Annotated in this window: 12 protein-coding genes; 9 read left to right on the top strand and 3 right to left on the bottom strand. The window is 30.1% G+C overall.

Going from position 1 to position 3696, the window contains the following annotated elements:
* The 3 genes from ACN4EE_RS22355 to ACN4EE_RS22345 all read left to right on the top strand — a co-directional run.
* The coding region (locus tag ACN4EE_RS22355; RefSeq protein ID WP_431708725.1) for a hypothetical protein at nucleotides 1-181 on the top strand (181 nt) is incomplete at its 5' end.
* A gap of 237 nt (nucleotides 182-418) precedes the next feature.
* On the top strand, nucleotides 419-643 hold the full coding sequence (locus ACN4EE_RS22350; RefSeq protein WP_017293383.1) for a hypothetical protein: 225 nt from the start codon (nucleotides 419-421) through the stop codon (nucleotides 641-643).
* A 20-nt stretch (nucleotides 644-663) separates the two neighbouring features.
* On the top strand, nucleotides 664-930 hold the full coding sequence (locus tag ACN4EE_RS22345; protein ID WP_017293382.1) for a type II toxin-antitoxin system RelE family toxin: 267 nt from the start codon (nucleotides 664-666) through the stop codon (nucleotides 928-930).
* Nucleotides 931-984: 54 nt separating this feature from the next.
* On the opposite strand, the gene ACN4EE_RS22340 is transcribed toward ACN4EE_RS22345, so the two are convergent.
* From ACN4EE_RS22340 to ACN4EE_RS22330, 3 genes are all read right to left on the bottom strand, one after another.
* Nucleotides 985-1104 carry a CopG family antitoxin gene (locus ACN4EE_RS22340; RefSeq protein WP_431708727.1) on the bottom strand — a complete coding sequence of 40 codons (120 nt, stop codon included), beginning with the start codon at nucleotides 1102-1104 and terminating at the stop codon, nucleotides 985-987.
* A gap of 27 nt (nucleotides 1105-1131) precedes the next feature.
* Nucleotides 1132-1305 (bottom strand): type II toxin-antitoxin system HicA family toxin, encoded by a 174-nt coding sequence (locus ACN4EE_RS22335; protein WP_431708724.1) that lies wholly within the window; start codon nucleotides 1303-1305, stop codon nucleotides 1132-1134.
* A 116-nt stretch (nucleotides 1306-1421) separates the two neighbouring features.
* Nucleotides 1422-1628, bottom strand: coding sequence for a type II toxin-antitoxin system HicB family antitoxin (locus ACN4EE_RS22330; RefSeq protein ID WP_431708723.1), 207 nt, complete (start codon nucleotides 1626-1628; stop codon nucleotides 1422-1424).
* A 152-nt stretch (nucleotides 1629-1780) separates the two neighbouring features.
* On the opposite strand from ACN4EE_RS22330, the gene ACN4EE_RS22325 reads away from it, so the two are divergent.
* The 6 genes from ACN4EE_RS22325 (at nucleotide 1781) to ACN4EE_RS22300 (ending at nucleotide 3687) form a co-directional block, all read left to right on the top strand.
* Nucleotides 1781-1987: a type II toxin-antitoxin system HicB family antitoxin gene (locus ACN4EE_RS22325; RefSeq protein WP_431708722.1), complete on the top strand. Its 207-nt coding sequence runs from the start codon at nucleotides 1781-1783 to the stop codon at nucleotides 1985-1987.
* Nucleotides 1984-2196 (top strand): type II toxin-antitoxin system HicA family toxin, encoded by a 213-nt coding sequence (locus ACN4EE_RS22320; protein ID WP_431708721.1) that lies wholly within the window; start codon nucleotides 1984-1986, stop codon nucleotides 2194-2196. Before ACN4EE_RS22325 ends, ACN4EE_RS22320 begins: the two co-directional genes overlap by 4 nt.
* 51 nt (nucleotides 2197-2247) lie before the next feature.
* A complete protein-coding gene (locus ACN4EE_RS22315) occupies nucleotides 2248-2427 on the top strand; it encodes a type II toxin-antitoxin system RelE family toxin (protein WP_431708726.1) in 180 nt (59 codons plus the stop codon).
* A 199-nt stretch (nucleotides 2428-2626) separates the two neighbouring features.
* Nucleotides 2627-2947, top strand: coding sequence for a nucleotidyltransferase family protein (locus tag ACN4EE_RS22310; protein WP_431708720.1), 321 nt, complete (start codon nucleotides 2627-2629; stop codon nucleotides 2945-2947).
* Nucleotides 2947-3357 (top strand): HEPN domain-containing protein, encoded by a 411-nt coding sequence (locus tag ACN4EE_RS22305; protein ID WP_431708719.1) that lies wholly within the window; start codon nucleotides 2947-2949, stop codon nucleotides 3355-3357. The genes ACN4EE_RS22310 and ACN4EE_RS22305 overlap by 1 nt, the downstream gene beginning before the upstream one ends.
* Nucleotides 3358-3444: 87 nt before the next feature.
* Entirely contained in the window at nucleotides 3445-3687 is a 243-nt protein-coding gene (locus tag ACN4EE_RS22300) for a type II toxin-antitoxin system RelN family antitoxin (protein ID WP_431708718.1), read from the top strand.
* Nucleotides 3688-3696: the final 9 nt, after the last annotated feature.

Genomic DNA, 3696 nt, shown 5'->3' with positions numbered 1-3696 from the left:
ACTTTCGATCGATATACCTATTCAAAATATAGCGGAATTAATAACCTCTATGAACAAACAGGAAATTGAAACCCTATATCTTCTTTTAACAGAAGAAGGGGCAGAACTTTTAGAGAGGAAAAATGACGTTTTACTCAAGAGATTAAAATTTTTAAATAGAGATGAAGCCTTCGATGTATAAAGATCAATATCATCCAAGAATAAAAGATGAAGATGTTAAAACAGTTTTTATTCTCATGATTGGTAAAAGAGGAGATTTTTATACTCTTTTGAAAAGAAGAATTAAATAATTTTAGGGAAACTTAATAAAAAATACGATCGAACCTGATAAAATTGAGATAATCTGTTAAATCCTCAAAAATAGAATTTGAGATTATAATAAAGTCCTATTACTTATTTATTGAACATAATTATCCTTATGCAAATAAAAGATTTAACGATCGACGATTTTAAAAATTTAATTCAGGATACAGTTAAAGAAACGATCGAACAAACTTTAACCGAGTATTTACACGATCCTGATTTTGATCTTAACTTAAAAGAAGACGTAAAAAAAAGATTAATTGAATCTCAAGAAAAAACACTGAGAGGAGAAAAAGGTGTTCCCTTGACAGAAGTAATAAAGCAATTAAATAATCTATAATAAATTCTCAAAGTTTGTATATGTGTTATGCCCTAGAATTAAAGCAAAAAGCGATCGAGCAACTCAACAAAATAAACCCAACAATTCAACAAAGAATCATAAAAAAAATACAATGGCTAGAAGATAATTTTGAAAATATAATACCATTACCATTAACTGCAAATTTATCGGGTTTTTATAAAATCAGAATTGGTGATTATAGAGTTATTTATACTTTTCAGGTAAGTAATAAAATTATCACAATACATGAAATTGGTCATAGAAAAGATATTTATGAAGGAGGTTAGAAATAAAAGAATGAAAAGTTCGATCGAGCCTAATCAATAATCTAACCTGATAAATTAGTAATCAATTAAAGAAGATTCAACGGTTTCTCTTAACCATTTTTGATAACTAATACCTCGTTTTTGTGCTGATTTTTTGATAGCTTTTAACAATTTTTCTGACACACGAAAAGTAATTACTTTATCCTTTATACTAATTAAAATTTATAGTAAATTAATAAATTCATCTATAGTTAAATTAGCACTTTTTATGATTGTTCTTAATGTGCCTTTTGCGATATTCTTATGATTAGGTACAACAATTTGTGAAAAAGGATTATCTTTTCTTAAAATTATGTGACTTTCTTCTTGACGTTTTTGATAATAACAAATAGACATCTTCAAAAATACAGGCAAGATGCCTGTTCTACGGTGATAAAATCATAATTTCTGGAGAAGTCTAATTTTTGCTAATGCTTTAACCCACATTTTGCCTGAAATATTGGGGATTTTTGTCATACCGCTACTAATAATGCCTCAAAGTTTTCGAGGGGAATAGGGATGTTATCTTCTTCTAAGGCTTTGATATAACCATTAATAGCTTCTTTGATGTTGATTAAAGCTATTTCTTTTGTTTCCCCTTGAGAAACACAACCTTTTAAACTAGGACATTCTGCAATCCAATAACCATCTTCATCTCGATATAAAAAAACTTGTCTCATATTATCTTTATAGTATTGTTTTATTTAGTTTTAATTTTATCAAAAAGTAAAAAGTTCGATCACAAAGTGGCACTGCTCGATCGCCTTGTCATTAGCATTGAAGTTCAGTTATTGTAGAAACATTAATTATTAACTAATAAAAATTAGCCATAATGAATTATAAAATTGACATAGAACAAGAAGAGGATGGACGCTATATTGCTGAAATTGTCGAACTTCCGGGGGTTTTAGTTTATGGTAATAGTCAAAAGGAAGCTATTTTAAAAGTCCAAGCTCTAGCTTTGCGTGTTTTAGCGGATCAACTTGAACAGAGTGAACGTTTTGAAAACAATCTTACTTTATCATTTGTTGCTATATGAGTAAATGGTCATCTGCTAAAGCAAAACGAGTCTTAAAAGCACTAGAAAACATCGGTTGGAAAGTTAAACGACAAACAGGCTCTCATAAAATCTTAGAAAAATTAGGTTGGAATGATGTGGTTTTTGCTTTTCATGATGGAGAAGAAATTGGTCCGAAAATGTTAGCCAGAATTGCTAAATTAACTGGATTAACCCCTGATGATTTTTAATGTCGATCGAGCCAAATAGATCGATCATAGCTACTGTAGAAGAGCCAAAAAATACAATGGCTAGAAGATAATTTTGAAAATATAATACCATTACCATTAACTGCAAATTTATCGGGTTTTTATAAAATCAGAATTGGTGATTATAGAGTTATTTATACTTTTCAGGTAAGTAATAAAATTATCACAGTACATGAAATTGGTCATAGAAAAGACATTTATGAAGGAGGTTAGAAATAAAAGAGAGAAAAGTTCGATCGAACCAAATCAATAATCGAACCTGATAAATGAGTAATTAATATTAAAATAATCTGTTAAATTTTGTTCTAATAATAACTGTATCTCGATCGATCCTAATTTTTGGTAAACTTTTATTTATATGCAAGAAAGAAAAGACGGAATGTAAGGTAGGTTTTGTTTTGGAGTAAGTGTAATGGTGAAAAGTAGAGATATTCAAATTGTCAAAGAGTTTCGCTCTCGATTGGAGACAATTATGCCCATTCTGGATTTACGCATTTTTGGCTCACGGGTTAAAGAAACTGCTACAGAAGATTCTGATTTAGATGTCTTTATCAAAGTACCACAGTTAGATCGATCGCACCGAGAAAAAATTTATTATTTAGCATGGGAAGTCGGATTTGAGCATAATCTGGTAATTTCTACATTTGTAGTCACAGAAAATCAAATTAAATCAGGGGCTGTAGGTGCTAATCCCTTACTATCTAAGGTATTAAGTGAAGGAATTGTAGTGTAATGGATATTCAATTAGAATTATTAGTTAAATATCGTTTATCTCAAGCTGACGAAACCTTAACAGAAGCCAAACTCTTATTGAAAGAGTTGAAAATTAGAGGAACGATTAACCGTTCTTATTATGCTATGTTTTATGCAGTAATGGGATTATTAGCTACTCGTAATTTAGGCACATCCAAGCATAGTGGAGTTATTAGTTTGTTTGATAAAGAATTTGTCAAAACTGGGATTTTTTCTAAGGAGTTATCCCGTAGTTTGCATAGAGCTTTTAACGAGCGACAAGTTAATGATTACGGAGAAATGTTAAAACCAGATTTACAGTTAGCTGAGGAACTTTTACAACAGGCACAAGTTTTTATTGATGAGATTAAACTACAATTGGCAAAAATGGGTTTTTCTCTGGAGATGTAATAATGAGTATATCTGTTTTATGGATAACTAGAATGTCTTTAATTCTCTTGTGATAAGATGATCATATCGTGTCATGGAGTTAAGTTAATGAAAGCATTTGAAGTAATGGCAACCCTAAATAATGACAAAGAACTGTTATTAGATGATCATTTAGATTTAGTGATACCTAGTCGAGTTAAAATTATTGTGTTAGTATCCGACGAAAATGAGTCTGATCCTGATGATACCCCAGTAGAAGAAATTAAAGCTAGTTTAAGACGGGCTTTGCAAGAAAGAAAAGAAGGAAAAACTATACCAATTTCTGAACTATGGGAAGGAATTGATGACTAAATAATAAAA

Source organism: Geminocystis sp. CENA526 (assembly GCF_050753365.1).
Lineage (GTDB): Bacteria > Cyanobacteriota > Cyanobacteriia > Cyanobacteriales > Cyanobacteriaceae > Geminocystis.
Note: the sequence above shows the minus strand (reverse complement) of the source record. Positions and strands in the feature narration are given on the sequence as shown.

Bases quoted from the DNA above. Each gene is read 5' to 3' on its own strand.
- ACN4EE_RS22330 (WP_431708723.1), bottom strand. From the start codon at position 1,628: ATGAGACAAGTTTTTTTATATCGAGATGAAGATGGTTATTGGATTGCA.
- ACN4EE_RS22305 (WP_431708719.1), top strand. From the start codon at position 2,947: ATGGATATTCAATTAGAATTATTAGTTAAATATCGTTTATCTCAAGCT.
- ACN4EE_RS22300 (WP_431708718.1), top strand. From the start codon at position 3,445: ATGAAAGCATTTGAAGTAATGGCAACCCTAAATAATGACAAAGAACTG.
- ACN4EE_RS22345 (WP_017293382.1), top strand. From the start codon at position 664: ATGTGTTATGCCCTAGAATTAAAGCAAAAAGCGATCGAGCAACTCAAC.
- ACN4EE_RS22335 (WP_431708724.1), bottom strand. From the start codon at position 1,305: ATGTCTATTTGTTATTATCAAAAACGTCAAGAAGAAAGTCACATAATT.
- ACN4EE_RS22350 (WP_017293383.1), top strand. From the start codon at position 419: ATGCAAATAAAAGATTTAACGATCGACGATTTTAAAAATTTAATTCAG.
- ACN4EE_RS22320 (WP_431708721.1), top strand. From the start codon at position 1,984: ATGAGTAAATGGTCATCTGCTAAAGCAAAACGAGTCTTAAAAGCACTA.
- ACN4EE_RS22310 (WP_431708720.1), top strand. From the start codon at position 2,627: ATGGTGAAAAGTAGAGATATTCAAATTGTCAAAGAGTTTCGCTCTCGA.
- ACN4EE_RS22325 (WP_431708722.1), top strand. From the start codon at position 1,781: ATGAATTATAAAATTGACATAGAACAAGAAGAGGATGGACGCTATATT.